Source organism: Clostridium malenominatum, from assembly GCF_039521365.1.
Classification (GTDB): domain Bacteria; phylum Bacillota; class Clostridia; order Clostridiales; family Clostridiaceae; genus Clostridium_AW; species Clostridium_AW malenominatum.
In genome coordinates, this window is the sequence record NZ_BAAACF010000003.1 from 140,563 (window position 1) to 165,414 (window position 24,852).

The 24,852-nt window shown below is 32.3% G+C and carries 23 protein-coding genes; 4 read left to right on the forward strand and 19 right to left on the reverse strand.

The annotated features are described in order from the left end of the window. Nucleotides 1-17: 17 nt before the first annotated feature. On the reverse strand, nt 18-785 hold the full coding sequence (locus ABDZ69_RS12535) for a hypothetical protein (protein WP_343770124.1): 768 nt from the start codon (nt 783-785) through the stop codon (nt 18-20). Between the two features lie 70 nt (nt 786-855). Here ABDZ69_RS12535 and ABDZ69_RS12540 point away from each other — a divergent pair, with 70 nt between their 5' ends. From ABDZ69_RS12540 to ABDZ69_RS12550, 3 genes are all read left to right on the forward strand, one after another. Next, entirely contained in the window at nt 856-2,058 is a 1,203-nt protein-coding gene (locus ABDZ69_RS12540) for a hypothetical protein (RefSeq protein ID WP_343770126.1), read from the forward strand. Nucleotides 2,059-2,207: 149 nt separating this feature from the next. Continuing rightward, nucleotides 2,208-2,690, forward strand: a complete 483-nt coding sequence (locus ABDZ69_RS12545; RefSeq protein WP_343770128.1) for a DUF2953 domain-containing protein — start codon at nt 2,208-2,210, stop codon at nt 2,688-2,690. 24 nt (nt 2,691-2,714) lie between these two features. After that, nucleotides 2,715-3,188, forward strand: coding sequence for a GerW family sporulation protein (locus ABDZ69_RS12550; RefSeq protein WP_343770130.1), 474 nt, complete (start codon nt 2,715-2,717; stop codon nt 3,186-3,188). Nucleotides 3,189-3,223: 35 nt separating this feature from the next. Here the strand turns inward: ABDZ69_RS12550 and ABDZ69_RS12555 are convergent, their stop codons facing one another. From ABDZ69_RS12555 to ABDZ69_RS12610, 12 genes are all read right to left on the reverse strand, one after another. Beyond that, on the reverse strand, nt 3,224-4,084 hold the full coding sequence (locus ABDZ69_RS12555) for a mechanosensitive ion channel family protein (protein WP_343770132.1): 861 nt from the start codon (nt 4,082-4,084) through the stop codon (nt 3,224-3,226). A gap of 29 nt (nt 4,085-4,113) precedes the next feature. Next, entirely contained in the window at nt 4,114-5,343 is a 1,230-nt protein-coding gene (locus tag ABDZ69_RS12560) for a Zn-dependent hydrolase (RefSeq protein WP_343770134.1), read from the reverse strand. Nucleotides 5,344-5,370: 27 nt separating this feature from the next. After that, nucleotides 5,371-6,684, reverse strand: a complete 1,314-nt coding sequence (locus ABDZ69_RS12565; RefSeq protein WP_343770135.1) for an amidohydrolase — start codon at nt 6,682-6,684, stop codon at nt 5,371-5,373. Between the two features lie 29 nt (nt 6,685-6,713). Next, a complete protein-coding gene (locus ABDZ69_RS12570) occupies nt 6,714-8,426 on the reverse strand; it encodes an adenine deaminase (RefSeq protein ID WP_343770136.1) in 1,713 nt (570 codons plus the stop codon). Between the two features lie 17 nt (nt 8,427-8,443). Then, nucleotides 8,444-9,499 carry an ABC transporter substrate-binding protein gene (locus ABDZ69_RS12575; protein ID WP_343770138.1) on the reverse strand — a complete coding sequence of 352 codons (1,056 nt, stop codon included), beginning with the start codon at nt 9,497-9,499 and terminating at the stop codon, nt 8,444-8,446. A 16-nt stretch (nt 9,500-9,515) separates the two neighbouring features. Next, entirely contained in the window at nt 9,516-10,559 is a 1,044-nt protein-coding gene (locus tag ABDZ69_RS12580; RefSeq protein ID WP_343770139.1) for an ABC transporter ATP-binding protein, read from the reverse strand. Between the two features lie 16 nt (nt 10,560-10,575). Continuing rightward, the gene (locus ABDZ69_RS12585) at nt 10,576-11,358 is read right to left on the reverse strand and encodes an ABC transporter permease (RefSeq protein WP_343770141.1); all 783 of its coding nucleotides are present in this window, start codon (nt 11,356-11,358) and stop codon (nt 10,576-10,578) included. Between the two features lies 1 nt (nt 11,359). Continuing rightward, nucleotides 11,360-12,190: an ABC transporter permease gene (locus ABDZ69_RS12590; RefSeq protein WP_343770143.1), complete on the reverse strand. Its 831-nt coding sequence runs from the start codon at nt 12,188-12,190 to the stop codon at nt 11,360-11,362. 181 nt (nt 12,191-12,371) lie between these two features. Then, nucleotides 12,372-13,889: a methyl-accepting chemotaxis protein gene (locus ABDZ69_RS12595; RefSeq protein ID WP_343770144.1), complete on the reverse strand. Its 1,518-nt coding sequence runs from the start codon at nt 13,887-13,889 to the stop codon at nt 12,372-12,374. Between the two features lie 146 nt (nt 13,890-14,035). Then, entirely contained in the window at nt 14,036-15,172 is a 1,137-nt protein-coding gene (locus ABDZ69_RS12600; protein ID WP_343770145.1) for a glycerate kinase family protein, read from the reverse strand. A 22-nt stretch (nt 15,173-15,194) separates the two neighbouring features. Beyond that, on the reverse strand, nt 15,195-16,448 hold the full coding sequence (locus tag ABDZ69_RS12605) for a GntP family permease (protein ID WP_343770147.1): 1,254 nt from the start codon (nt 16,446-16,448) through the stop codon (nt 15,195-15,197). A 98-nt stretch (nt 16,449-16,546) separates the two neighbouring features. Beyond that, complete coding sequence (locus ABDZ69_RS12610) at nt 16,547-17,626, reverse strand: CdaR family transcriptional regulator (protein WP_343770148.1); 1,080 nt, start codon at nt 17,624-17,626, stop codon at nt 16,547-16,549. A gap of 123 nt (nt 17,627-17,749) precedes the next feature. Between ABDZ69_RS12610 and mscL the strand changes: the two genes are divergently transcribed. Then, complete coding sequence (gene mscL, locus ABDZ69_RS12615) at nt 17,750-18,184, forward strand: large conductance mechanosensitive channel protein MscL (RefSeq protein WP_343770149.1); 435 nt, start codon at nt 17,750-17,752, stop codon at nt 18,182-18,184. A gap of 18 nt (nt 18,185-18,202) precedes the next feature. On the opposite strand, the gene ABDZ69_RS12620 is transcribed toward mscL, so the two are convergent. From ABDZ69_RS12620 to potA, 6 genes are all read right to left on the reverse strand, one after another. Next, nucleotides 18,203-19,522, reverse strand: a complete 1,320-nt coding sequence (locus ABDZ69_RS12620; protein WP_343770151.1) for a hemolysin family protein — start codon at nt 19,520-19,522, stop codon at nt 18,203-18,205. Between the two features lie 101 nt (nt 19,523-19,623). Continuing rightward, complete coding sequence (locus tag ABDZ69_RS12625; RefSeq protein WP_343770153.1) at nt 19,624-20,733, reverse strand: M20/M25/M40 family metallo-hydrolase; 1,110 nt, start codon at nt 20,731-20,733, stop codon at nt 19,624-19,626. Nucleotides 20,734-20,948: 215 nt separating this feature from the next. Next, the gene (locus ABDZ69_RS12630) at nt 20,949-21,938 is read right to left on the reverse strand and encodes an ABC transporter substrate-binding protein (RefSeq protein ID WP_343770663.1); all 990 of its coding nucleotides are present in this window, start codon (nt 21,936-21,938) and stop codon (nt 20,949-20,951) included. Between the two features lie 56 nt (nt 21,939-21,994). Next, nucleotides 21,995-22,783, reverse strand: coding sequence for an ABC transporter permease (locus ABDZ69_RS12635; RefSeq protein WP_343770155.1), 789 nt, complete (start codon nt 22,781-22,783; stop codon nt 21,995-21,997). Continuing rightward, entirely contained in the window at nt 22,777-23,601 is an 825-nt protein-coding gene (locus tag ABDZ69_RS12640; protein ID WP_343770157.1) for an ABC transporter permease, read from the reverse strand. Before ABDZ69_RS12640 ends, ABDZ69_RS12635 begins: the two co-directional genes overlap by 7 nt. Next, nucleotides 23,602-24,645, reverse strand: coding sequence for a spermidine/putrescine ABC transporter ATP-binding protein (potA, locus tag ABDZ69_RS12645; protein WP_343770159.1), 1,044 nt, complete (start codon nt 24,643-24,645; stop codon nt 23,602-23,604). Nucleotides 24,646-24,852: the final 207 nt, after the last annotated feature.

Here is a 24,852-nt window from a genome sequence, read left to right on the forward strand (position 1 = left end):
TGGAGTAATTAATTTAGTTATTTACTTAAATAAGTTTCCATCATAGTCTTATTAATTCCAATTCCAAAGTAGGCCATTATAATAGTATCTATTAAAACCCCAATATTCCCTAATCTCGCCATGGGATATATTACTATGCTTAATAGAGAATATATAATGCCAGAGAAAAATGCTATTTTAATAGTTAACCCTAAATTATCAAACAAAAATCCAATTCCTTTTTGAAAATTTCTTAAAAGGGATATATTATCAAGTACAATTGAGTACTCTATATATACAAAAAATATTAAAATAAAGGTTAATAATATAAAACTTCTATCCTTTAGCATCAAAAGAATGGGTATTGTAATAATTAAGTCATAAGCAAAAAGTTTTCCCCAAATACGGTTATCTATCATTAATAACTCTCTTACATCAAATTTTTCTTCTCCAACTTTTTTTAGACCTACTAAATATACTCCTTTTAAGTAGCTGGTTAAAAGCATTATTGTTATGGTTAAGCATATAGTAAAAACATCTACTCTTGTAAGTAATCCTGTAATTACATTATTTTTAAAGCTAAATAAGGGTGATGGAAAATCCTCTAATAAGAATCTTATAGAAGGAGGTGTGTCTACTAGTCCTATTTTTAAAGTAATAAATCTATTAAGCGGAGTATATTTTATTTTGTATATATATTCATTTAATATTAAGTCAAACATGTCCATTCCAACTGGTATTAAAATTAACCAAAGATATTTTCTTAGCTTTTTCATGGATTCAAAGTACTTATCACCTATACTCATATTTACTCTCCTTACAAAATTTACTCTATTATACTATAATAGTATTATAACATATTCTGGAGGAAGAATTATGAAACGATTTTACATGTTTATATTAACTATTATTATGATTTTACTTACCACAGGAGCTTATTTTTATGAAAATAGCAACTCACCTATTGAATACAAAAAACCTACTTATAATATAACCTCTTCTAAGTTTGGAGAAATAAAAGATATAAAGTTTTACCCTCACTCTAGGGATGAGCTTTTACTTTTCATTCTTGGCAGTAATAAAGAAGAAGGAGAGCATTCAACTTTTTATTATTTAAATCTTACTAATGGCAAAAGCGGAGTAATAGGCAACTTTAAACCTCATAAATATTTAGGAGATTCTTTCACCATACTAACAGACAATAGTGGAGAAAATATAGTTGGCTTTTCTGAAAATGGAGTGATTTATTTTAATTATAGATTTGAAAATATAGATAAAGGTAACTATGTTTTTAACTCTTTAGAAAAAAGCTTTGATGATTTTGGAAACGCTACTTCTGCGGAAATTAGCGAGTATAATTTAGCTTTTTCAAAAAAAGGTTATAGCTTAATAAATAATTACCAGCTCTATAAAAACTTTAATCTAATGATGGATTTTAATTATGCTGAAAAAAATCCTTACAGCACAATTTACGCAAATCCTCATGAGATAATAAGTACTACTGCCTTTGGGGAAAATGCAATACATTATACTTCTTTTAATGGTAAAAGTTTAAACTTATATTCCCATAATTTAGATGGAAGTAGTAATTCCTTGCCAGGTAAACCCTTAGTTAAAAATGTAGTTGATGTAAAAAAAGCCTATAGACCAGCTAATTTATTTGGATTTTATTTAGATGAAACCTCTTTAGATAAGCTTCAGGTTTTTTCCATGGAATCCTATAGAACTTCACCAGTTAAAACTATAGATACAATAAATTTTTTAAAGGATAAAAATGGAGCTATTCCAGATATACAGTATTTATGGGCAAAAGGCGATGATTTAATTTATACGGAATATGATGAAAATGCTAAAGGAATTATAAAGCTTAAAAATATTAAATCTGGATTGGCAAAAGATATTATTAAAGATAAAAATATCTTTGGTCCTATTAGAGTAGGAAGATATACGGAAGGTAATGGCTCAAATGGGCCTCATGGTGTAGTTTTATTCTTACATGAAGAAGAAGGAAAAACTAAAATAGCTTTGTATGATATAGATAAGGAAAAGATAATAGATATTACAGAAATTTTCTTTTAAAAATTTCTGTAATATCTAGAAATCTAAAAACTAGTAAACTAAACATCTAAAGGACAAGCGCCGTGTTGCTTGTCCTTTTCTTAACCCATTATCCTCCACATATATTTATTTGATATTGTAGCACACTATGTAGAGAGGAGATGCTTAAAATGACAATTTTTTTACTGCTATTAATATTAATAGTCGCACTTTTAATGCTTCTCAAGGTTTATCCTATAAAAATTGCTTTTGGCATTAGCTCTTACGATTTACCTAATTATAATATAGCCTTTTCTTGGCTTAGTCCTTTTATTAAGGGGAGAATACAAAAATTTGATAATGAAAATATTATTACAGTCTATTTATTTAATAGACAAATTCTTCAAAAACCTTTAAAAAAGGCTGTGCCTAAATTTAAAAACAACATAGAGCGCTTAAAAAGAATAAGGCCTGAATATATTGGTCTTCATGCATCTTATGGTACTGAAGATCCCTCAACTACAGGTATAATCTATGGAGCTATAAATGCAGTTTCATCATATATAGATTTCGATGAGCTGCACCTAGAACCAGATTTTTTAGCTGAAGATTCCTTTTTTAATATGAAAGGCATAATTAAGCTAAATCTTCTTAAAGTTATAAGAAACTACTAACAGAGTAAAAGGGAGGAATTTCATATGAATACACATGTAAATGAAAATTTAGATTCACTTTTCACTGAAGTACAGGAGTTTGCTAAACAAAACTCAGTTATGGGAACCCCAATGACCGTAGAAAATAAAACTTTAGTTCCTGTTGTCTCTGTAACTGTAGGTTATGGATCAGGAACAAGTTCAATGAAGGCTGGAAGTACTTCAACTACAACTCCAGGTTTAGGATTAGGTGCTAGAATAAGTACTGACGCTATTGTAGTTATTGATAAAGAAAATGTATCCATGTTACCTGTAACCCAAAAATCTAATGGTAACCAGCTAATGGATAAAATTCCTCAAATGATTAGTAATATGATGCCAGGCGGTCAGCAACAACAAGGACAACAACAAAACCAGCAGCAGGGTCAACAACAAGGTCAGCAAAACGCACAGCAAAGTAATCAACCTCCAATGCAAGGTATGACTCCTCAACAAACAGCTTTAAAACCGAATAAATAATTAGATAAAAATTGCAAGCAATTCTGCTTGCAATTTTATTTTAGTTCAATGTCCTCATACTTCTCAAATTCTTCTAAAATTCCTTCTATTATACCATGTTCTAAATTTCTATAGTTCCTAGAACGACATATAAACCTTAAAGTAAGAGTTATTTTTTCTTCTCCAAGAGAAGTATAAACTATATGAGAAAGATTTTGATAGTAAATTGGATGGGTCTTAGAAGCTACTTCTAGGCATTCCTTTACTTCCTCCTCCATATTCCCAAGTTCCTTTGAGGCTACCTCCATTATAATCTCCTTGGCCTTTTTCCAATTACTATTTAAGTTTAAATGTATTTGTATTTCATTCCATGTATAAGGAAAAGTGCTACTTTCATTGATTACCTCTTGGAGAATAAATTTAGCATTCGGAATATATGTTAATCTTCCAGTGCTTTGTCCATAAGTTTTATCTTGATTTTGTGTTACTTCAATGATTGTAGTATGAAACCAATTCATTTCTAAAACATCACCAAGGCTATCTTCTATTCTAATTCTATCTCCTACTACAAAAGGTTTATGAGAACTTATCATCAACCATCCTAAAAAATTTGCCAATAAATCCCTAAGAGCAAAGGCAATACCCGCTGAAAAAAGTCCTAAAAATGTAAGTATATTTTGAGATTCATGTAACCAAATAGGTATTGAAAATATAAGAGCAAGTATCTTCGTAAATACAGAAAAAGCCTTTTTTAACTTTATTGTTTTTACAGAACTCCAATTTGCTTTATCTATATAATTTGAGAAGGCTTTGTTAAAAATACCTAACAAAACGAATACTGCAATTGTCAGTATTAACTTACCAAAGGTCCCTACACCTTTAAAATAACTACTTACTTCTAGAGCTAATCCTCCCATGTCATCTTCACCCTTCTATTATTAAGAAACTAAAATGCAATTTCTTTTACTAAGTTATAACATAATTCTACACCTTTTTGCAATGCTTCATAGTCTGTCCATTCTTCTGGACAATGGCTTCTTCCACCCCTACTTGGTACAAATACTAAGCCTATATCTGTTATTTGTGACATTACCATTGCATCGTGGCCAGCACCACTTAACATTATTTCCTGGGAAAAACCTAGTTTTTTGCAGTCGTTTTTTAGCAAATCTACTAGTTTTTCAGAAACCTTTACTGGCGATACATGAAGCTTTTGAATTACTTCATATTGTAGAGACATTTCTCTACATACCTTTTCCAATTCTGATACTATATTTTTTTCTACTTCTTCTATACATTCAGATTTTTTAGATCTTATATCCACTAAGAAATTTACTTCACCTGGAACAATGTTAGCAGCTCCAGGTAACACATTTAATTTCCCAACAGTAGCTACCGTTCCAAAGGCTGCTTCTTTTGCAAAGCCGCTAATTTTACTAATTACATTAACAGCTCCATCTAAAGCATCTGCTCTCATATTCATGGGAGTAGTTCCTGCATGGTCTGGTCTTCCCTTTATTATTACTTCAAATTCTTTTATTCCAACAATATATTCTACAATTCCAATATCTTTACCCAAGGTTTCTAAAATTGGTCCCTGTTCTATATGAAGCTCTAAAAAACACTTGATATCTTGCGGCTTTCTCTCAGCTTCTTTAATTTTATCTGGGTTAAATCCAAAATCTCTCATAGCCTGGGCTACAGACATACCTTCACTATCTTTAAACCTATCCAAGTCCTCTCTTGTTACCTTACCTGCCATGGCACGGCTACCAAACAGTCCTCCCCCAAATCTGCCTCCTTCTTCTTCAATCAAGGCCACAAATTGTACAGGATATTTAGGTTTTAAATTCTTTTCCTTAAAAACTCTTGCCACTTCTAACGCTGTTACCACACCTGCTGGTCCGTCAAAACTGCCCCCATTTTTAACGGAATCAAAGTGAGATCCTATCATAACTACTGGCCCTTCTATCTCTCCTTTAAGTTCTCCTACTACAGTTCCTGCTGCATCTTCAAAAACTTCAAGTCCAGCCTTTAGCATTTCTCCTTTAATATATTCTCTCGCTTCTCTGTCTTCTTTTGTAAAGGAAAAACGTGTTGTCCCATTGCCTGGAGTAGCTGTAAATTCTCCTATGGCTTCTATGTCTTTTTTAATTCTTTCTAAATTAGTTTCCACAGTTATCGCCCCCTATAACTTATTATTTTACATTTCTTTTGCTATAGTTTCAACTTTATCTCTTAGGTTTAAAAGTTCTTTTTTTACGTTTAAAAAGTCTATACCTATGAGCTGTTTGTCCCTTACTAGTATTTTTCCATCTACTATTACAGTGTGAACGTTAGATGGGTTTGCTGAGTATACTATGGTTGAATAATAGTCATAAATTGGTTGCATATTTACAGAAGTTGTTTCAATAAGTACCAAATCTGCTTTTTTTCCCACTTCTATAGATCCTATTTTTTCTCCTAAGTTCAATGCTCTAGCTCCACCTATCGTAGCCATTTCTACTATTTCATGGGCTGGTAGTATGGTTCTATCCTTGTTATAAAGTTTATGAACTTTTCCCACTAAAGCCATTTGAGTTATTATATCTAAAGTATTTCCACTCATAGGGCCATCCGTTCCTAATCCTATTTTCATTCCTCTTTTATACATTTCTAGCACAGGTGCAACTCCCTTTGCTCCCTTAGAATTTGCCCCCATATTATGAGATACTCCTACCCCATTTGATTGAAGTATATCTAAGTCTCCCTCATCCAATAAAATCATGTGGGCTCCTATAAAGTTTTCATCTAATATACCTAAACTATTTAAATACTTAACTGGCGATAAACTATATTGCTCTTTATAATACAAGTATTCAAAATCCATCTCTGCCACATGCATTATCATAGGTATATTATATTTTTTAGATAACTTATGGGCCTTTTTTAAACTAATCTCATCATTGCTATAAGGAGCATGAGGGGCTATTGCTGGAGTTATTAAGTCATCCCCCATCCAACTTTTTATAAACTCTTCTCCGTAGCATAATCCTCCATAGGGTTTTTTTGAATCTGGTGCAGGAAAATTTACTACCGTTTCTCCGAGGACCGCTCTTACGCCCATTTTCTTTGATACCTTTGCCACTTCATCTTCAAAATAATACATATCGCAAAAGGTGGTGACTCCCCCTAAAAGCATTTCACATAGAGCATATTTAGCACCAATAGCCACTAGTTCTCTATCTACAAGCTTTTGTTCCAATGGAAATAAATATTTTCTAAGTCTATCTCCACAATCATCTGCTAGACTTCTAAAGGGAACCATGGCAGCATGGGTATGGCAATTTACCATACCAGGCATTAATATACCATCCTCCCCATCTATTGTGATGAAGTCTTTATACTTTTCCTCTAGGGTACTATCTCCTACTTCTAATATGATGTTTCCACTTATAGCAACAACGCCTTTAGGAATTATAGTTTTTTCTTCATTCATAGTAAGTATATTAACATTTTTAATTAAAATTCCACTCATTTTATTCCCCCCATTTATTTCTCTCTCATTTATTCCGTGAACAAAGATAGAATTTCTCCAGTTTTTACTCTTATAAGTCCTTTGTCTGTAATTTTTATACTTGGACTTACAGGTAGAGAAAGGGTACTAAAGGACATTATTTCATTGTGGTGATTATAGCCTAGTTCTCTTAGAGCCTCTCTAAGCTTTTTTAGTTTTCCCCCTAAAATATCTATTCTTTCGTCAGAAACTATTCCTCCGATTTTCAGTTCTACTCCAGATAATACTTCTCCGTTTTTAGCTGTAGAATAACCACCTGAGTTTTCTATAACCCAATTTGCCGCTACTATCATGTCTTCTAAATTTTTTCCCATTACCATAAGATTATGATGGTCATGGGCCCAAGTGGTAGCCACAGCCCCCTCTTTTATAATGTCTCCCTTTACTAATCCAAAGGTCCTATTGCCATTTTTTCCGTACCTTTCAAATACACCAATTAGGCAATAAGGAAACCCTTCCCATAAAAGCTTTCCATCCCTTACTTTTAAAGTTTCTTCTTTTTCTTCTGTAAAGGTTGATCCATCTTTAACCTCTATGACTCTGCATTTTATATCTCCTTGTTTTATTGGAGTTTTTATATCAAAGTCCTCTTTTTTTAGCTTCTCTAAACATACAGTATTATAAAATTTTTCTGGATAAAAATTTATATTCTCTTTTAAATGTAATTTTCCATTATAAGTTAGTTTCCCATTCTTATATACTTTTTCTACTTTAAATTCCTCTAAATTATTTAACAAGATAAAATCTGCAATTTTTCCCGGCGCAATAGCTCCTCTGTCCTTTAGCCCCATCCTTCTAGCTGGTGTAAAAGTAGATGTATATATAGCCATCTCTGGGGACAGACCCCTTATAATAGCATTCTTTACTAGCCTGTTTAAGTGACCATCAATTATTTTATCTGCCATTACATCATCTGTAACTAAAGCGAAGTGTTCATATAAATTATTATCCATCAGATATTTTATATTTTCTTCACTCATAGATTTTTCTTGAATTTCTATAAACATACCGTTTTTAATTTTTTCTTCTAAGGATTTTGGACTTTGTTGAGTGTGGTCTCCATCTACCCCTTTATAAATATATTTAGCTAAATTTAATCCTTCTATTTTAGGGCAATGTCCCTCAATTAATAGCTCTGGTCTCTTTTCCTTAACCAAGGATATTATTTTATTTATAGTTGAATTTTCATCTCCAATAAGGTCTACAAAATTCATAACCTCTCCAAGACATTTTACTTCATTATAATGTAAAAGCTCATATACCTCCTCTTCCTTTATCCTTCCTCCTGTAGTTTCAAGAGTAGCTGAAGTAGATGGTACTGAGCTTGGTATTCCATAAAATATATCTATTATCGTATTCTTCGAATCTTCTATAAAAGCTTTTATTCCCTCCATTCCAAGTACGTTAGCAATCTCATGGGGGTCTGCCACTACAGTGGTGACCCCATGAGGAATAACTGCCTGTGAAAATTGAAATGGAGTAGTCATGGAACTTTCAATGTGCATGTGAATGTCAATAAGCCCTGGAATTAGGAATTTCCCTTCTCCATCTATGACTTCTTTTGGGGACAGTTCGCGCATATCGTGAGCATTTCCCCCTACATAAAGGAACTTGTCTTCAAGTACTGCTACATTTTCTTTTATGAATCTTTTTAAGTAACAATTAAAAACATTTACGTTTTTTATGAGTAAATTTACTTCCATGATACTCTCCTTTAAAATTATTGATTTAGTATTCTATTCCACTTGTCTATCCAATCTTTCATAAGTGGATTAACAAATTTATAATCTAAGGCACTTGATTTTCCCACAGTTTCTCCATAGGTTAAGTTTTTGCTTTCTTCTGCTGTAAGTTTAACATCTACGTTAACTGGTGATTCTCCTAGAGCCTTTGCAGTTCTGGTTTGAACTTCTTCACTTAAAGCATAGTTTATAAATTCTAAAGCTAAATCTTTATTTTTTGAATTTTTGCTTATACTTATAGTGTTGAAGTTTAAGAAAGCTCCTTCTTCTGGATTTATATATTTTACCTCTGGGCTAGCTTTACTAATGTTTCCAAAAACGAAATCTGCTGTAGCTGCTGCAACTATTTCACCACTAGCAAACATATTAGTTAAATCTGAAGATTTGCTATAAGTTTTTACTACATTCGGTTTTAATTCTTCTAAAGCTTTAAAGGCAGCATCCATGTTGTCCTTTGTAGCTCCAGCCTTTGTAGCCGCTGCAAAAACCATAGAAGGGCCAAAGGTTGTTGTTATGTCTGGAATAGCAATTTTCCCTTTTAATTCTGGCTTCCATAAATCCTTCCATGACTTAATTTCAAAGCCAGTTTTAGCTGGATTGTACGCTATAGCAATTCTATTTAAAGTGTAAGGCACATTATAACCTTGTTCAGCTAATTCCTTAGCTTTTGGAGTTAATTTTGCTGCATTAGGAACCTTCGATAAATCTATTTTTTCAAAAATACCATCTGTAGCTCCTTGATCTGAAAATGCTTCTGCTAGATACATTAAATCTATTTCTGAATTTGGATTATTTTTAAGCTTAGTCAATCTTTCTGAGTTATTTCCCACTTCTAATACAATTTTTACGTTATTCTTTTCTTCAAAAGGCTTAAATACATTTTGTTGTAATAAATCTTCGTTTAATCCCCAAGTGGATATAACTAGCTTTCTAGGCTCTTTATTTCCTTCTTGTACCTTTTCCTTAGAACCACATGCTGTAAATGTAAGTACTGTTGTCAATGCTAGTGTCAATGAAATCAATCTTCTTTTCATAATTTTTCCTCCTCGTTTATACTAAAATTATTTTACTTGATGGCAGATAAAGTCTCACTTTATCTCCCTGTTTATAAACTGCATCATTTAGTCCATTCACCACTAAAGTTCCTACTTCTGTCTTTACATTATATTGATAAGATTTTCCTAAGTAGGTTCTAATCTCTACCAAGCCATCTAATATATTTTCTTCATCTTCTATAGTTTCTTTTAATATTTGAATATCATCAGGTCTAATTGTTCCTAACAGATTTTCACGTTCTTTCATTGAGCTATCTATTTTAAATTTACTACTACCTTTTCCTTCAAATAAGTTCTCTCCTAAAGAGTTTAATGGAATAAAGTTCTCAAAGCCTACAAATCTAGCTACAAACTCCGTAGCTGGATTTGAATAAATATTTTCTGGACTATCATATTGCTCTATTATTCCTTTATTCATAACCGCTACCTTATCTGATATGGAGAAACATTCCTCTTGGTCATGAGTAACAAATAGAGTAGTTATACCAAGCTTTTGTTGAAGTTTTCTTATTTCCACTCTCATTTTCAGTCTTAGCTTTGCATCCAAATTGCTTAGAGGTTCATCTAGTAATAATAAATCCGGATTTATTACTAAAGCTCTACCAATAGCAACCCTTTGTCTTTGTCCTCCAGATAATTCCTTTGGATACCTTTTAGCAAAACTTTTCATGTCCACTAACTCTAATATTTCCTCTACTAGCTTAGTTACGTTAGTTTTATCAATTTTTCTCATTTTTAGTCCAAAAGCTATGTTATCAAATACAGTTAAGTGTGGGAAAAGAGCATAACTTTGAAAAACCAAACCAAAGTTTCTTTTATGGACTGGAATCTTGTTATAATCTTTTTCATTAAAAATAAACTGTCCCTTTGTAGGTTCTATAAAACCTGCAACTAATCTTAAGGTAGTGGTTTTCCCACATCCACTTGGGCCAAGAAGAGATACTAACTGTCCCTTTTCTACTTTCAAATTAAAGTTTTCTAAAATATTGTTTTTTCCATCATAGGAAACTGATATATCTTTTAAATTTATTAAATCCATAGTTTACCTCCACATTTTACTTGGAAAAATAGCTTAACCCTAAAGTTTTTTCTACCACATACATAACTACAATGGTCATTATCATAAGCAATACTGAAAGCGCTGATACCGTTGGATCATAGTTGTACTCTACATAACTCATCATGCTAATAGGAAGTGTACTTACCCCTGGTCCCGTTAAAAATATTGAAACTGGTACGTCATTGAAGGAGTTTATAAAAGCTAACATAAAAGCTGCTATTACTCCAGAAGTTATATTTGGAAAAACTACCTTAAAAAAAGTTTCAATCTTACTTGCACCAAGGCTCATAGCCGCTTCTTCTATGGCATAATCAAAACCTTCTAAGCTAGAACCTATAACCCTTATAATGTAAGGTATAATCACTATAGTGTGTCCAATAAGCAAGCTAGCCATAATGGGTAATCTAAGTTTTATGATTATAAATTGAAATAATGAAAATCCTACTACGATTCCAGGGATAATAACTGGGGAAAAGAAGAAGTTTTTTAATATCCCTTTACCTTTAAATTCAAATCTACTTAGGGAATAGGCTGCTGGAACTCCAAGTACTAAAGCAATTATTGTAGCTGTGAAAGATACTTTAAGACTTGTACCTAAAGTTTTCATAAAGGTTTCAGAATTAAATATATTTAAAAACCATTTAACACTAAAGCTTTTAGGGGGAAAAGCTATATAGCTTTCTCCGCCAAAAGCAGTAACAGCTATTATAATCAACGGAAGAAACAAAAATGCATAAACTAATATACAAAGGAATGATAAAAATTTATTATTCTTCAACTTAAACACCTCTCTCATTGAGCTTTGCTGCAAGTTTATTTATAAGGCTTATAACTAAAAGTGTAGTAACTATCATAACAGTGGCTACCACTGCTGCTCCATTCCAATCGCTTAAACTCATGGTCCTCTGGTAAATTAAAGTAGATAAAACCATGTTGGAGTTTCCCCCTAAGAGTTGAGGGGTTGTATAGGCTGTTAATGCTCCTGTAAAAACCAGTACAGTCCCTACTATAAGTCCCGGTATACTTAAAGGAAATACTACTTTAAAGAAGGCAGTGATTTTACTAGCTCCTAAACTTTCTGCTGCTTCCAATAAATCCATTTCTATATTTTCCATTACTCCAACTAAAGATACAATCATAAGTGGAAGAAATAAATAAACCGTTCCTATTATAACTGCTAGTTCTGTATATAGAAGTTTATAAGGCTGATTTATAATATTAAGCCCTAAAAGTATTTTATTTATTATTCCGTTTTTACCTAGAATATTCATCCAAGCAAAGGCTCTAACTACAGAATTTGTTAGCAGTGGAAATACGCTACAGGCAATAAGTAGTCCTCTTAGTTTTTTAGGACTTCTTGATATAAAATAAGCTACGGGCACCCCGAAAACCATACATGCGAAAGAAGTAATTAATGAAATTCTCAAAGTTCTACTAAAGATTTGCATGAAATACTCATCATTAAAGAAGGCAATATATTGACTAAAATCTATTCCCTTCTTTCCTAAAAAAGTTGGGATTACAGTGCTTATAAGAGGAGTTATAAGAAAAAATATAATCAACATCAAACCAGGAACAGTTAAAATATAATAATAACTTTTTTTATTCATCTTTATTCTCCCTTTAATTTTTATTGTATTTCTAAATTATAATTCGTCATATAACGAACTATAATTATATTTTATGATATTTTGTTCAGATTTATTTTATCATCACCCATGTTTTTTGTCAACGGGAGCAAAAAAATAAACGTCATAGTATTTTTCTATGACGTTTATCCTTTTTATTCTTTTAACAAGCCCCGCAATGACCACAATCTTCATCGCAATTATAGTTATTTACTCCGAATATTTTTTCTCCTGAAGCTTCTAATGCTTTAGCATCTGTTAAAATTTGCTCTAAATATTTAAATATTTTATTCGATAGTTCTTCTGCTTCTCTGTAAAAATTATTAGCTCCATCAGAATTTTTACTTTTAATAGCCTCCATTGCTTTATGACCTAATCCATGAAAATCCATATGAGTTTTATCAATGGCTTTCCAATTAGTCAATAGTTTTGGATGAGTTACGTTTATGGCATAATAAAAGTGACCAAAGGCGCACTTTGTCCCATCTAATTGAAGAGGGTATATTTTCATTTCATCTATAGCTCTTTTTAAGTTTTCTAGCCAATTTTTATGTGCTTTAAATGCTTTTTCTATATAATTAATAAATTCCTTGTTAGTTATAGAATTTGAACTGTTTTGCAGGTGTGCTAACATACCTTTAACTATTTCAGAAAGTTCTCTATCTATTTGAGAAATTTTACTAGCTTGATCCGAGCTCTTTACTGCACTTCTATGTATTTCCTCTGTCATATGACTAAGTTTTTCTGCATCTGTACTAGACATTTCCATAGCTCTATTTATTTCATCTACCGAAACACTAATGCCCTTCATAGAATCATTTAATATTTGGATATCCTTAACCGTAGAATCTAATAATTCAACATTTTTTTGTATTGTAACTTTAACCCTATCGATTTTTTCACTCATTTTTCCTGTTTCTGATATGGTTTTATCCATACTGCTTTTTCCATCCGCTGCAGCTTCATGAATATTTCCCATTATGGATTTCATCCCTTCAAGGTTAACCTTTGTATCATCAGCAAGTTTTCTTATCTCTTCTGCTACTACAGCAAATCCTCTTCCATGCTCTCCTGCTCTTGCAGCTTCAATTGATGCATTAAGAGCCAATAAATTAGTCTTGCCTGCTATAGCTTCTACAGTTTTTACAATATCGCTAACTTTGTTTGCCATTTCCACTAAATAATCTATTTTGCTACTCATTACATTTGCGTTGCTAACTACATTTTCTTTTATTTCTCCGATTTCTTCCATTTGAGTAAGACCTTCTACATTACTTTGCACAAGATTCTGCGATGCATCCGCTACGCTGTTAAGAGTTCTTGTAGCAGTTGCTGTAGTTTCATTAACCCCGTTCATGGAAGCTGTAGTTTCTTCAACTATAGCTAAGTTTGATTGGCTAACCTCTGACATATCCTCAGCAAAATCAATTAGCATATCTGATATATGCTTCATCTCCATGTCAAAACTACTTATGGAGGCCCCTATATCAAGAATTTTTTTTGCAGATTCCCCCATATTCTCTTCGCTAGCAAAAAGCTTATCGAAATTATCTGCCATTCTAATGTGTATACCATATGCTACATTGGGCTTTTTAATTATTTTACCCTGCATTCTATTTTCAACATATTCCATAATTTGTTCTGCTTCATAACAAGGCGCTTTCTTTGATTTAAACAACATGTATTCCCCCCCAAATTCTTCCTTACTATATCTACGAATATTATAGCAATTTATCACTATATATACAAATTAAAAAAGGTAAAGAATAGGTAAATTATTTCTACAGATAAAAAAGAGAGCTTAGTCAAACTAAACTCCCTTAATCATTAATTTTTAATTGTTCTAATTATTCTTCCTACGTTTTCTGCAGCAGCCTCTAAATTTTTCTCTCCCTGCTCTAGCGCCTTTTCTATGGTGGAAGCTTCCCTTAAAATTCCTATTACAGAATCTATACCATTTTCATATAGAGTCTCTATTCCATCACCAATTCTTCCTGCAAAAGCTATGACAGGAACACCATATTTTTTCCCTACTTTAGCTACTCCAATTGGAGTTTTTCCAAAATTGGTTTGACTGTCAATGCTTCCTTCTCCCGTAATAACTAAGTCTGCATTCTTAACTTTATTTTCTAGGTCTGTGTACTTCACAACTAGCTCTATTCCTGGGGATAACTTACCCTTTAAAAAGGCCATAAGTGCTGCTCCAATTCCTCCTGCAGCTCCTCCCCCTGGTATTCCATCAACCCTTATACCTAATTGCTTTTCTATAATCTCTGAATAATGAGTCATGTTTTTTTCAAGTATCTCTACAGTTTCTTTATCTGCTCCCTTTTGAGGACCAAATATTCTTGAAGCTCCTCTGTCACCTAGTAAAGGATTATTTACATCGCAGGCTACCTCTATAGATATGTCTTTTATTCTTTTATCTAACTTAGATATATCTATTTTACTTATCTTATGAAGTTCTCCACCACCATAGCCTATTTCTTCTCCATTAATATCTAATAATTTAGCCCCTAGTGCTTGAAGCATTCCCGCTCCTCCATCATTAGTAGCACTTCCACCTATACAAACTAGTATTTTTTTTACGCCCTTATCTAAGGCAGCTTTTATCAACTGTCCCGTACCATAGGTGGTAGTTATTAGTGGATTTCTCTTTTCTCTAGGTACTAGCTCCAAACCGCTAACCACTGCCATTTCTATAAAAGCACTTTCTTCATCTCCCGATATTCCATAGTGTCCTTTAATTTTTTCTCCTAAAGGACCTACTGCATCTAAATATTCTAGCTTTCCCCTTGTAGCATCTACTAAGGATTGAAGGGTACCTTCTCCTCCATCTCCCATGGGAACAACTTCATATTCATCATCTTTAAATATCTTTTGTAATCCTCTTTTAATGGCTTCCCCTGCTTCTTTTGCTGTCATGCTTTCTTTAAAGGAATCTGGGGCTATAATAAACTTCATATATTTTCACCTCTCTTTAGGTTTAGAACTTAATTACTCCAAATATTATTGCTGAAACTATTGTCATCACAAGTCCTATAAGTGTTTCATAAGGAATTAATTTCATTCTATTCTTCATATCCATGTTTACACTTCCTCCTGTAGCATGGAAGAAGCTTCCGTGTGGTAAATGATCTAGTACTGTAGCTCCTGAATGAATCATTGCTGCTGCACTCAAATTACTTACTCCTAATTCTAATAAAGTAGGACCAAACACCTGACTTCCAACAGCAGTTCCTGATGTAGTGGATGCTGTTGCACCAGACATTAAAATCCCTGCTATAGGAGCCAGAACAAAGGCTGGTAACCCTGATGAACCTAAACTATTTACTATTACATCTTTTAAAGTTGAATTTGCAATTATACCTGATATAGCACCTGTTCCAATTAATAATATTGCAACACCGCTCATTTTAGCTAATCCAGATTGCATATAGGAATTTAAATTCTTAATCTTTCCCATAACCAAAGCTCCTACAATTCCACCCACTGGCAATGCTATCATTGGATCAATATTGATACTTGCAATTGGTCTTAAAGATAAAATCAATATTGCCACTACAGGACCAACCACCGCTCCAAAGAAACTAGGTCTTTCTTCTTTATTTACAAGCACTTCATCTTTTGTAACCTTAGGCCCTTTAGTTATAAGCTTTTTAGCTATTATTGAAGTAACAATAAGGCCAATAAGGCCTGGAATAATACCTGCTGTCATAACAGAGGTTAATGGAAGCTTAAAAGCATCGGAAGCTGCAATGGCATTTGGATTTGGTGACATTAAGTTTCCTGCTTTACCTCCACCTATCATTGCAATCAATATAGAAGTTTTTGATAAGTTGCCCTTATAAGCTATCTCCAGTGCTATTGAAGATACAGTAATAACAGCTACGTCTATAAATACTCCAACACTAGTTAAAACCATGGTGGCTATAGCTAATGCTATAAGAGAATTAGCTTCTCCTATTTTATCTACTATTGATTCTGCTATTTTTGCTGCTGCACCAGATTCAATTAACACCCCAGCCAAAACACCTGCTGCCAATATTCTTAGTATAGCTGTAACCATGCCCTGAGTTCCACCAATCATAAAACCAACAGTTTTAGCAACTGATGCTCCCCCAGTAATACCACCAATCACTGCACCTAACATTAATCCATAGGCTGGATGAACCTTTTTAATTATTAATACTATAGCTACGATAAGTCCAATTATTGCTCCTAAAGCAGTTATCTGCATAATATATTCCTCCAATCTTTTTTCTTTTGTATTTATTTAATATTGTAAACGTTTGAGAGGAAAATTTCATCGTTATTATATATAAACTTTTAGGCTACTTATTGTTCATTTGCACATTCCATCTTCATAGAATAAAGAAAATATGACAAATACAAATAAATTAAATCAAAATAATTTTTTATGTCTTTTCCTGTTATATTTTTTATTTTTTCAATCCTATAGTTTAGGGTATTTCTATGAATGTTTAAGTATTTAGCCACTCTATTCATTTCTCCACTAAATTCTATATAAGCTGTGAAGGTTTTTATTAATTCTCCATCCATTCCTTCCTCATAAAATCTTTTCCCTAGCGTTAGCATATTTTCTGGAGCTTTACATTCTAAAATAGCAAATATATAACTTATAGTCTCATAATAAATTATGTTGTTACTAAGTTTTAATTTCACTGCAGATTCTATAGCATTTATACTTTGAGAAAAGGCTTTCCCCATATTAAAGTTTTCTTCACTTACACCTATATAATATTCATTTAAATCTACATCTTCCATAAGCTTATTAAAGTACTTAGTCAATCTTTCCTCCTTTATAAAAAGTAGAAGTCTTTCTTCTTCTAAATTTATATGATATTCATTAATTGAAAGATTTTTTATAAATATATCATTACTAACTATACCCTTTTTCTTAACAATTAATACCGCTCTTCTTTTAATTAAAATATCTATATTAAATACTTTACCCTTTTCTATGAATTCTTTAGTGTAGTCATTAGAACTATATGTCCATTTGAACATATATTCTTCTCTTTCCTTTTCCTTTATTCTCTCAATACTAGCTACATTTTCTTGTGCTATTAATAGTTCCGCTGTAGTTCTAACTAATTCTCCAAAAGGTTTTACAATACTAGGTTCCCCACTTATACCTATAACTCCCATAATTATTCCTTCATAGGTGATAGGCATATTTACACCCTTTTTTACATATTCCTCATCTTTAGTTATTTCAATCATTCTTTCTTCTTTTATAGCACGCAAAGCCCCTTCATGAATGGTGTTTATTCTATCCTTACTTCCGCTTCCTATTATAACTCCTTCACTATTCATTATGTTTATATTATAAGGTATAACCGTCATCATCTTTTCTACGATTGTTTGAGCTAACTTAGAATTAAGTTCTATCATTGCACAGACCTTCTTCCTCCTAAAATTTACAGTTATTATAACATATACTATTTTATAATAATAGTTATGAACTAGTGCAGTTTTTGTGTTATAATGTAAAAAAACTAGAAAAGAGGTTTTATTATGTTAAAAGATTTTAAGAAGTTTGCCATGAAAGGCAATGTAATTGACTTAGCTGTGGGGGTTGTTATTGGGGGAGCTTTTGGTAAGATAGTTTCTTCTTTAGTAAGTGATATAATCATGCCTGTTGTAGGACTAGCTCTTGGCAAAATTGACTTTTCAAATTTGTATATAAATTTAACTGGAGGAGAATACAAATCCTTGGCAGAAGCTAAAGCTGCAGGAGCTGCAACCATAAATTATGGAATTTTCTTAAATAATGTAATTGACTTTTTAATCATAGCTTTTTCTATCTTTATTGTAATACGTCAATTTAATAGATTTAATAAAAAGGAAGAGGTTCCAGCTGCTCCTACAACAAAAAAATGTCCTTATTGCTGTACAGATATTGCAATAGAAGCTAGTAGATGTCCTCATTGCACTTCTGTTTTAGAATAATTATAGAAAAAGAGAGGTTTACACCTCTCTTTGAATACATATCTTTAATTTATTTATTCTTTTTTCCTTTACCTCTTCAATTTTAAAGACTATATTATCATGCTCAATAATATCTTGTTCCCCATTTTCAGGGATTCTACCCATTAAGTCTACTAGAAAACCACTAACTGTATCGTGTTCTTGTGAAGATAAATTTATATGGAGCTTGTCATTAAGTTCGTCTATTCCAAGTAATCCATTAACTATAAAGGTGTTGTTATCAACCTTCTTTATTTCTGGCTCGTCGTCATCATATTCGTCTTCTATATTACCCATTACTTCTTCTATAAGATCCTCTATAGACACTATTCCTGAGAATCCTCCATACTCATCTATTAATACAGCCATATGTTTTTTTGAAGCCTGTAATTCTTTAAATAGCTCATCAATATTTTTTGTTTCCGGAACAAAATACGCTGGACGTAGTATACTTCTAATATCTACATTTTCAAAGCCACGTTTTCTAGCTTCAATAAAGAAATCCTTCATATAAAGTATCCCAATAATATTATCGCTATCTCCTTCAAATACAGGTACTCTTGAATATTTTTCTTCTAACAATTCATCTAAAAACTCATTAATAGGGGTATCTATATTAATTAAGTATACCTCTGTTCTTGGTGTCATAACTTCATCTGCCAATTTATCATCAAACTCAAATATACTATTTATCATTTCTTTTTCGGTTTCATTTATAACACCATGCTCTTGTCCCGCCTCTACCAAGGATTTAATTTCCTCTTTTGATACCTTTTCATCGAGTCCTTCTCCATCAAAGCCAAATAGTCTAATTAAAATATTAGTGGAGGCTGAAAGTAATTTTACAAAGGGCACAGTTATTTTAGATACATATAATATGGGTTTTACCGAAAACATTGCTATGGCCTCTGATCTTTGTAGTGCTACTCTTTTAGGGAATAATTCTCCAAATACTAGTGTTATATAGGCTAGCATTATGGTTACTCCAACTAAAGCTATTTGTCCACTATAGGGAATATTGAATTTATTTAGATATTGCGCTAAATCCTTCGATATTCCAGTAGCTGCAGAAGCACTAGAAAAGAATCCCGCAAGAGTTATTCCTACTTGTATAGTGGATAAGAATTTTGTGGGTTCCTCCATAAGTTTTATTAGCAGCTCTGCTTTTTTATTTCCTTCTTCTGCAAGAAGTTTTAACTTATTTTTGTTCAAAGATACTATTGCCATCTCCGCTGACGCAAAGAACGCATTAAGCAATGTTAAAATGACTATTAGAATTAATTGCGAAGTTATATTCGCAGGGTCAGGTTCTGGTTCCATTAATATTTCCTCCCTAAATGAAAACAATTTTTTATTACTATAATACCATAAATAATACAATCTTTCATGTTTACGTAAACACCTTAACTATTTGTTAATATTTAATTTCTAAGCATTATTTCCAATGTTAATTTTGCTGTATTTAGTAAGTTCTCTATAGTAATAAATTCTTCCACAGTATGAACCTTACTCATTCCTGTTCCTAAGGTCACCGCTTTAATACCATTACCATTTAATACGTTGGCATCACTTCCACCACCAGTTGAAGCTGTAACAAACTCTACTCCAACTCTTTCACAAGCTGCCTTTGTAATTTTAAGTATTTCATCCCCTTCTTCTATGTTAACCGCATCATAGCTGTGTGTTACTTCTAATTCAATGTCCGCTCCAAACTTTTCTATAGCTTTGTTTAAAGCATCTACCATGTGGGCTGTCTGTAATTTTAACTTTTCATTACTTATACTTCTAGCTTCCGCAACAATTTCTACTTCAGGGCAAACTATATTTGTAGCTACCCCGCCCTTTATCATTCCAATGTTAGCAGTAGTTTCTTCATCTATTCTTAAAAGTTTCATATTTACAATAGCTTCAGCTGCCACTTGAATAGCACTAATTCCCTCTTCAGGTGCTACCCCTGCATGAGCAGACCTGCCTTTTATTTTTGCTATAATTTTATCTTGAGCTGGAGCCTTCACAACGACCTTTCCTACATCTCCACCGCTATCTAATACAAAAGCCCTCTTGGATTTTAATTTGTCGTATTCTAAACTTTTAGATCCTTTAAGCCCTCCCTCTTCACAAATTGTGAACACCACTTCTATAGGTCCATGAGATAGATTTTTTTCTTTTATAACCTTTAAAGCTTCTATAATCCCAACTATTCCTGACTTATCGTCGCCACCAAGAATTGTATTTCCACTACTATATATAGTGTCATTTTTAATTACTGGTTCAATATTTATTCCTGGCTTTACTGTATCCATGTGAGCTGAAAATAAAAGAGGTTCTAAGTTTAAATCACCTTTTAAATATCCATATACATTGTTTCCATTGGATCCTATCTTTTCTCCAGCATTATCAGTCCAAACTTCCATTCCTAAAGATCTCATGTCCTCAATTAACTTTTGAGCCATTTCCCCTTCATTTAAAGTCTCACTATCAATTTTTATGTACTCGAAAAAAGTGTTAATCACTCTATCTTTGTTTATCATTTTTTATCCACTCCCTTAATAAGAATTATAATATTAAAAAAATTGCTTTGCAATTTTTTCAGTTGTTTAGTTAATAGCTTTTTAGTGATTTAGTTAATGTAAAAATTCCTTTATGGAACTTCATCATAAAGAAATCCCCCTAGGGGGATTTCCGCCACAACTAAAAACTAAAAATCTAAAACACTAAACAACTAACCAAAATTGCTCTGCAATTTTTAATAATTCGCTTTTACTTCAGTCCAAATTTTATCATAATTTTCTAAAGATGAAGATAAGTCTTCAAATACTTCACTATTTTTTAAATCTTCTATATTAGGATAAGCACTTTTATCTGAAGTTAACTCTTCAGGAAGCTGCTTTATAACTTCATCCTGTGGTGAAGAATATCCTATAAATTCTACATTTTTTAATGCTATATCTGTCCTGCACATGTAATTTATGAACTCTTCTGCAAGTTTTGTGTTCTTACTACTACTTGGTATAACCATAGAATCATACCAAATGTTTGTCCCTTCCTTTGGAAGTGCATATTCTAAATCAGTATTCTCTCTCTTCATATACATAGCATCTCCAGACCAAACTACAGCTAGAGCTGCTTCTCCACCTATCATCTTATCTTTAACTTCATCCCCTACATAAGAAAGAACTAGTGGTAATTGTTTTATTAAGGCCGCTTTTACATCTTGCAATTCTTTTTCATTTTTACTATTTAAGGAATAGCCAAGCATCTTTTGAGTAATTCCTATGGAATCACGAATACTATCTAACATGAATATTTTCTTTTTATACTTTTCGTTCCACAGTATTTTCCAGCTATCTACTGGATCATCTACCATAGTTTTATTGTATAAAATACCTACTGTTCCCCACATATATGGCACTGAATATTCATTCTTAGAGTCAAAAGCTAAGTTCTTAAATCTTTCTTGTATAAGCTTATAGTTTGGAACATTGTTCATATCTAACTTATGAAGCATGTCTTCATCTATCATTTTCTTTATCATATAGTCTGAAGGAATTAAAACGTCGTAATCACTGGAACCTGCCTTAATTTTTGCATACATCTCTTCATTTGTAGCAAACTCCTCATAAACTACTTTTACATTATATTCTTTTTCAAAACTTTCTATAACTGATTTATCTATATAATCTCCCCAGTTATAAACTTTTAGAACCTGCTTATCATCTTTTCCACAAGCAGTCATGCCAAATATTAATAATACTGATATACATAATAAAACTATATTTTTAAATATTTTCTTCACGTCAATTTCTCCTTTCTACCATCCCTAGACATTCTGTTATTTACTATTAATAATAGTAAAATTACACTAGCAAACATTATACTTAGCATTGCATTAATTTTGGGATTAACTCCTCTTCTTGCCATGGACCATATGGTTATAGCTAAATTTGATACCCCTGAACCGGTGGTAAAAAAGCTAATTACAAAATCATCTATAGACATAGTAAATGCCAATAAAAATCCAGTAAATATTCCTGGCATTATTTGAGGAAATATAACCTTCCTATATGCATGCATTGGAGTGGCACCCAAGTCTAGCGCAGCATCATAAATTTGCATATTAAGTTGTTTAATCTTAGGCAATACCGACAAAATTACATAGGGTATATTAATGGTTATATGAGCAAGAAGCATAGAAAAAAATCCTAGTTCCACCTTTGCAAATATAAATAAAAGCATCAAAGATATACCTGTAACTATATCGGGATTTAATACTGGAAGATAGGTAATATTCATTACCAATGCCTTTCCAAACTTTTTCATATTGTGTATGCCAAGAGCTGCAAAGGTTCCTATAATCGTTGCAAAAATGGAAGCTATAAGAGCTATTACAATTGTATTGTAGAGAGCTCCCATAATCTGCTGATCTTTAAATAGCTGTACATACCAATCCAAAGTAAAGCCTGTCCAATGAGCTCTTGATTTAGAGCTATTGAAAGAAAATATTATAAGAACCACAATTGGGGAATATAAAAATGTAAAAATCAAAGCTGTATATATTTTTTTCAACGCTGATTTCACCAAAGACCGCCCCCTTCATTTTCTTGTTCATACTTCATATTAATACTCATAGTAAAAACCATTATAAGCATTAACACTACTGAAAGGGCAGAGCCGAATCCCCAATTCCTTGTAGTTAGGAATTGTTCTTGTATTAAGTTTCCTATTAAAGTAAATTGTCCTCCTCCAAGTAACTTTGAAATTACAAAGGTAGTTAATGCAGGCATAAACACCATTATAACTCCAGAGAGCACTCCTGGAAGGCTTAGAGGAAAAATTATTCTTCTAAACACTGTAAAAGGTGGTGCACCTAAGTCCTCCGCTGCTTCTAAAACTGCTTTATCTGTTTTGACTAGTATAGAATAAATAGGCAACACCATAAAGGGTAAAAAGTTATAAACCATCCCTAAAATAACAGCTTTTTCTGTATACAGAAGGGTAGGAGCATTAAGTCCAAAAAACTTAAATAAAGAAGCAACTATACCATTGTTTTCAAGCAAGGTCATCCATGCATAGGTTCTTGCAAGAAAGTTCATCCACATAGGTATAATAAAAAGAACCACCATAGTACTTTTCTTGCTTAAATTTTTCCCAGCTAGTATCATAGCCATGGGATATCCTAATATTAAGCATATTATTGTACTTGTAACTGCCAATCTTAAGGATCTCCAAAAAACAGACAGATATATAGGTTCAAAAACTCTTTTTATATATTTAAGTGTAAAGTGAATTCCCGTACTGTCCACTACTATTACACTATAGTAGAGAACTAGAGCTAGGGGTATAACTGTAAATACAATCATCCATAATACATAAGGGTATGCCATCCACTTCCTTTTCATTTATTTATTCACCTTTTTCATTATGTGAATTTCAGAAGGGCCTATATTCATACCTACCTTAGCACCTACCTGTTCCATTTTAGTGCTATGAACTAGCCATTTAAATCCCTCTGCTAAAATAGCCATTTCATAATGTACTCCCTTAAATATAACTGATTGTACTTCCCCTTTTATCATGCCTTCACTTACATCTACTAATTCTATATCTTCTGGTCTTATAACCACATCAATTTTTTCATTTTCTCCAAAACCCTTGTCCACACAAACAAATCCATGGTTAGCAAATTCTACAAAATAATCCTTAACCATTATTCCATCTATTATATTGCTTTCCCCTATAAAATCTGCTACAAAAGCATTTTTAGGTTCATTGTATATGTCTACTGGGCTTCCAATTTGTTGAATTATCCCTTCATTCATTACTACTATGGTATCTGACATTGTAAGAGCCTCTTCTTGGTCGTGAGTTACAAACACAAAGGTTATTCCAAGCCTTTGTTGAATATTTTTTAGCTCTAATTGCATGTCCTTTCTAAGCTTTAAGTCTAGAGCACCTAGAGGTTCATCTAGAAGCAGAACTTGAGGTTCATTTACCAAAGCTCTTGCAATAGCAATACGTTGCTGTTGTCCTCCACTTAAGGAATCCACAGATCTTTTTTCAAATCCAGCTAAATTCACAAGCTCCAACATTTCCTTAACTTTTCTATCGATTTCCGATTTACTAAGTTTTTTTATTCTAAGACCAAAAGCAATGTTTTCATACACATTCATGTGTGTGAAAAGTGCATATTTCTGAAATACGGTATTTAATTTTCTTTTATATGGAGGAAGGTTTGTAATATTTTCTCCCTCAAAAAGAATTTCACCACTTGTAGGACTCTCAAATCCACCAATAATTCTTAGCGTAGTGGTCTTCCCACATCCACTAGGACCCAAAAGGGTTAGAAACTCATTTCGATTAATATATAGGTTTAAATTGTCTAGAACTTTATTCCCATCATATTCTTTGGAAATGTTTGATAATGTAATAATTTTCTCATGCATCGATCTACCCCCAATACCATATTATATTATACAAATATGTTATTTATAACATATTTCGACTTGGAAAAAATCATGTATAACAATGTAGTTTTAACATATTACCAAAGCATTGTCAATATGTTATTCCCAAAATATATCCACAAGAAAAAGTGAGGATTTCCTCCTTAATTTATTTCCATTTTTCTCATATCAAAAATATGATATACC

What these genes read in the sequence shown, in the direction of transcription:
- ABDZ69_RS12590 (WP_343770143.1), bottom strand. Translation starts at nt 12,190, where the DNA reads ATGAATAAAAAAAGTTATTATTATATTTTAACTGTTCCTGGTTTGATG.
- ABDZ69_RS12605 (WP_343770147.1), bottom strand. Translation starts at nt 16,448, where the DNA reads ATGCAGATAACTGCTTTAGGAGCAATAATTGGACTTATCGTAGCTATA.
- ABDZ69_RS12565 (WP_343770135.1), bottom strand. Translation starts at nt 6,684, where the DNA reads ATGAGTGGAATTTTAATTAAAAATGTTAATATACTTACTATGAATGAA.
- mscL (WP_343770149.1), top strand. Translation starts at nt 17,750, where the DNA reads ATGTTAAAAGATTTTAAGAAGTTTGCCATGAAAGGCAATGTAATTGAC.
- ABDZ69_RS12545 (WP_343770128.1), top strand. Translation starts at nt 2,208, where the DNA reads ATGACAATTTTTTTACTGCTATTAATATTAATAGTCGCACTTTTAATG.
- ABDZ69_RS12610 (WP_343770148.1), bottom strand. Translation starts at nt 17,626, where the DNA reads ATGATAGAACTTAATTCTAAGTTAGCTCAAACAATCGTAGAAAAGATG.
- ABDZ69_RS12540 (WP_343770126.1), top strand. Translation starts at nt 856, where the DNA reads ATGAAACGATTTTACATGTTTATATTAACTATTATTATGATTTTACTT.
- ABDZ69_RS12570 (WP_343770136.1), bottom strand. Translation starts at nt 8,426, where the DNA reads ATGGAAGTAAATTTACTCATAAAAAACGTAAATGTTTTTAATTGTTAC.
- ABDZ69_RS12595 (WP_343770144.1), bottom strand. Translation starts at nt 13,889, where the DNA reads ATGTTGTTTAAATCAAAGAAAGCGCCTTGTTATGAAGCAGAACAAATT.
- ABDZ69_RS12555 (WP_343770132.1), bottom strand. Translation starts at nt 4,084, where the DNA reads ATGGGAGGATTAGCTCTAGAAGTAAGTAGTTATTTTAAAGGTGTAGGG.
- ABDZ69_RS12640 (WP_343770157.1), bottom strand. Translation starts at nt 23,601, where the DNA reads ATGAAAAGGAAGTGGATGGCATACCCTTATGTATTATGGATGATTGTA.
- ABDZ69_RS12630 (WP_343770663.1), bottom strand. Translation starts at nt 21,938, where the DNA reads ATGACTGCTTGTGGAAAAGATGATAAGCAGGTTCTAAAAGTTTATAAC.
- ABDZ69_RS12620 (WP_343770151.1), bottom strand. Translation starts at nt 19,522, where the DNA reads ATGGAACCAGAACCTGACCCTGCGAATATAACTTCGCAATTAATTCTA.
- ABDZ69_RS12575 (WP_343770138.1), bottom strand. Translation starts at nt 9,499, where the DNA reads ATGAAAAGAAGATTGATTTCATTGACACTAGCATTGACAACAGTACTT.
- ABDZ69_RS12580 (WP_343770139.1), bottom strand. Translation starts at nt 10,559, where the DNA reads ATGGATTTAATAAATTTAAAAGATATATCAGTTTCCTATGATGGAAAA.
- potA (WP_343770159.1), bottom strand. Translation starts at nt 24,645, where the DNA reads ATGCATGAGAAAATTATTACATTATCAAACATTTCCAAAGAATATGAT.
- ABDZ69_RS12625 (WP_343770153.1), bottom strand. Translation starts at nt 20,733, where the DNA reads ATGATAAACAAAGATAGAGTGATTAACACTTTTTTCGAGTACATAAAA.
- ABDZ69_RS12550 (WP_343770130.1), top strand. Translation starts at nt 2,715, where the DNA reads ATGAATACACATGTAAATGAAAATTTAGATTCACTTTTCACTGAAGTA.
- ABDZ69_RS12535 (WP_343770124.1), bottom strand. Translation starts at nt 785, where the DNA reads ATGAGTATAGGTGATAAGTACTTTGAATCCATGAAAAAGCTAAGAAAA.
- ABDZ69_RS12600 (WP_343770145.1), bottom strand. Translation starts at nt 15,172, where the DNA reads ATGAAGTTTATTATAGCCCCAGATTCCTTTAAAGAAAGCATGACAGCA.